2 protein-coding genes and 1 pseudogene are annotated in these 3196 nt (G+C 65.0%); 2 read left to right on the top strand and 1 reads right to left on the bottom strand.

Features of this window, described 5'->3' with window-relative positions:
* A partial coding sequence (locus NF20_RS25225; protein WP_033717575.1) for an IS256-like element IS1311 family transposase occupies nt 1-1125 on the top strand: 1125 nt, incomplete at its 5' end.
* Between the two features lie 66 nt (nt 1126-1191).
* Here NF20_RS25225 and NF20_RS25220 read toward each other — a convergent pair.
* A pseudogene (locus NF20_RS25220) lies at nt 1192-1791 on the bottom strand (FAD-dependent monooxygenase); the annotation flags it as partial.
* Nucleotides 1792-1897: 106 nt separating this feature from the next.
* On the opposite strand from NF20_RS25220, the gene NF20_RS25215 reads away from it, so the two are divergent.
* A complete protein-coding gene (locus NF20_RS25215) occupies nt 1898-3130 on the top strand; it encodes an IS256-like element IS1245 family transposase (RefSeq protein ID WP_011725525.1) in 1233 nt (410 codons plus the stop codon).
* The last annotated feature ends 66 nt before the right edge of the window (nt 3131-3196 follow it).

Below are 3196 nucleotides of genomic sequence, written 5' to 3'. Positions count from 1 at the left end.
GCGGAGCTGACGGCGGTGATCGGCGCCGGTCCGCATGAACGGAGCGCATCACGAACCAACCAGCGCAATGGGTCTCGGCCGCGCACACTGTCGACGATCGCTGGCGATTTGGAGTTGCGGATTCCCAAGCTTCGGTCGGGCTCGTTCTTCCCGGCGCTGCTGGAGCGGCGCCGCCGGGTCGATCAGTGCTTGTTCGCGGTGGTGATGGAGGCCTATTTGCACGGCACCTCCACCCGCAAAGTCGACGATTTGGTTAAAGCCCTCGGCGCGGACGCCGGCATCTCCAAAAGCGAGGTCTCCCGGATTTGCGCCGATCTGGACACCGAGGTAGGCGCCTTTCGGGACCGGCCTCTATCCGAGCAGCACTTCCCGTATGTGTTCCTCGACGCCACTTACTGCAAGGCTCGGGTCAACCATCGGGTGGTCTCCCAAGCGGTCGTCATCGCCACCGGTGTCGCGGTTGACGGACGCCGTGAAGTGCTCGGCTTCGACGTCGGTGACTCCGAGGACGGCGCGTTTTGGACGGCGTTTCTGCGCTCACTGAAAACCCGCGGCCTGTCCGGGGTGCAGCTGGTGATCTCTGATGCCCACACCGGGTTGCGCAGCGCCATCGAGGCCATCCTCATCGGCGCATCTTGGCAACGATGCCGGGTGCACTTCCTGCGCAACGTGCTCGCCCAGGTGCCCAAGGGCTCCGCCGAGATGGTCGCCGCCGCGATCCGCACCGTCTTCGCCCAGCCCGACGCCGAGCATGTGCGCGAGCAACTCGACACCATCGCCGGCATGCTCGGCCGCCAGTTGCCCAAGGTCGAAACGATGTTGCGCGAGGCCGCCGCCGACATCACCGCCTTCGCCGATTTCCCTGTGGTGCACTGGAAAAAGATCTGGTGCACCAACCCCCTCGAACGACTCAACAAGGAGATCAAACGCCGCACCGACGTCGTCGGCGTCTTCCCCAACCCCGCCGCGCTGCTACGGCTGGCCGGCTCCGTTCTCGTCGAAGCCCACGACGAATGGCAAGTCGCCGAAAAGCGCTATCTCTCCGAGACCACCCTGGCCCTATTACATCCCCGCTCCGATTCAGCCGACCAATCCGTTGCCGTCCCCGCCGCCATCACGGCATAGTGGAAACTCGCAGAGCCTCAGGCGAAACGCCGATCGGCTTTACACCACTTCACGGGGCACAACCCACAGCGTGCCTGCAAGGTCTCGGCGGAGACGGGATTTGACAACGAGCGCGGATCTGCGCAGAGCCGGGGTTCTGCTGTTGACGATCCTGCCCCGCATGCCGGGGACGAGGTGCAGGCGCGGGACAACAGTGCGTCGGATCGCGTCCCCGATGCCACCGCCGGCGGTCATGGCCCACCCCATCCCGAGGGCAAGGGCGATCAACGCGCGCGCATGTGGTTTGCGCTCTTGCTCGTAGGTTTCCAGGACCTCCTCGGGCAAGTCTTCGCCGAGTACACCGGCCAGCTTCCAGGCTAGGTTCATCGCGTCCCGGAGCCCTGCTCCCATGCCTTGTCCGATGAACGGCGGTGTGAGATGGGCTGCGTCGCCGAGGAGAAACACGTTGCGATCCCGCCACCGGTTCGCCAGCTGGGCACGGAAGGTGTATTCGGCCACCCGCACCAGTTCGAGGTCTTCGTCGGCTACGTCGCCGACCCACGGTGAGATCAGGCTACGAAGCGCAGCACAGCTGCGGTAATCGTCGGCAGTTTCGCCGGGCAGCAGCCGAAATTCCCATCGGTAGCGAGTGGCCCCGATGCGCATGTACGTCGGGGAGCGTCCCGGGGAGTGGTGTAAGTGATGGCGGCGTGTCGGTCCCTGACGTAAGAGGGCCATCGCGTGAGTCTCTGTGGTGAAACGACCAAGAATCACTACCGAGAGGAACATCGCGATGGCCCTGGACCAGTCTGCCTTGCTGGAGGTGCTCGACGCACTGCGCACCGCCGATGCCGGTGAGCGGATCACTCAAGCCGCCGAAACGATCTACCAAGCCTTGATCGACGCGGAGTTGACCGCGTTCATCGGGGCTTCTCCCCATGAGCGCACCGAGACCCGCTCCAATCAGCGCAACGGCTCGCGTCCGCGCACGCTGTCCACGGTCGCAGGGGACCTGGAACTGCGGATTCCCAAGCTGCGCACCGGGTCATTTTTCCCGGCGTTGTTGGAGCGGCGTCGCCGGGTCGATCAGTGCTTGTTCGCGGTGGTGATGGAGGCCTACCTGCACGGCACCTCCACCCGCAAGGTCGACGATCTGGTCAAGGCACTGGGTACCGATACCGGGATCTCCAAAAGCGAGGTCAGCCGGATCTGCAAAGACCTCGACACCGAGGTCGCGGCCTTCCGGGACCGGCCGTTGGGTGATCAGCGCTTTCCGTATGTCTTCCTCGACGCCACCTACTGCAAGGCCCGGGTGAATCATCGGGTGGTGTCGCAGGCGGTGGTCATCGCCACCGGGGTGGCCGCTGACGGGCGCCGCGAGGTACTGGGCTTTGAGGTCGGAGACTCCGAGGACGGGGCGTTCTGGACCGCGTTTTTGCGGTCGTTGAAATCCCGCGGTCTGGCCGGAGTCCAACTGGTCATCTCCGATGCCCATGCCGGACTGCGCAGTGCCATTGACGCCGTGCTGATCGGGGCCGCCTGGCAGCGGTGTCGAGTGCACTTCCTGCGCAACGTGCTCGCCCAAGTGCCCAAGGGCTCCGCAGAGATGGTCGCCGCCGCGATCCGCACCGTCTTCGCCCAGCCAGACGCCGAGCACGTGCGCGAACAACTCGACACCATCGCCGGCATGCTCGGCCGCCAGTTCCCCAAGGTCGAAACCATGTTGCGCGAGGCCGCCGCCGACATCACCGCCTTCGCCGACTTCCCGGTGGCCCACTGGAAAAAGATCTGGTCAACCAACCCACTGGAGCGATTGAACAAGGAAATCAAACGCCGCACCGACGTCGTCGGCGTGTTCCCCAACCCCGCCGCGCTGTTACGGCTGGCCGGCTCGGTACTCGTTGAGGCCCACGACGAATGGCAGGTCGCCGACAAGCGCTACCTCTCCGAGACCAGCCTCGCTCTGCTCGACGTCAGTGACCAAAGTGCCGAAACCATTGCCCCCACAGCCGCTCTCACGGCATAGTGGCTACCACAGAGCCACACGCGGACACGCGACCGCTCTTACACCACTCCACGGGACGTGACCGAC

This window comes from Mycobacterium sp. MAC_080597_8934 (genome assembly GCF_000523975.1).
In the GTDB taxonomy this organism is placed as follows: domain Bacteria; phylum Actinomycetota; class Actinomycetes; order Mycobacteriales; family Mycobacteriaceae; genus Mycobacterium; species Mycobacterium avium.
This window is presented reverse-complemented; position numbering and strand designations above follow the sequence as displayed.

What these genes read in the sequence shown, in the direction of transcription:
- NF20_RS25215 (WP_011725525.1), top strand. Translation starts at nt 1,898, where the DNA reads ATGGCCCTGGACCAGTCTGCCTTGCTGGAGGTGCTCGACGCACTGCGC.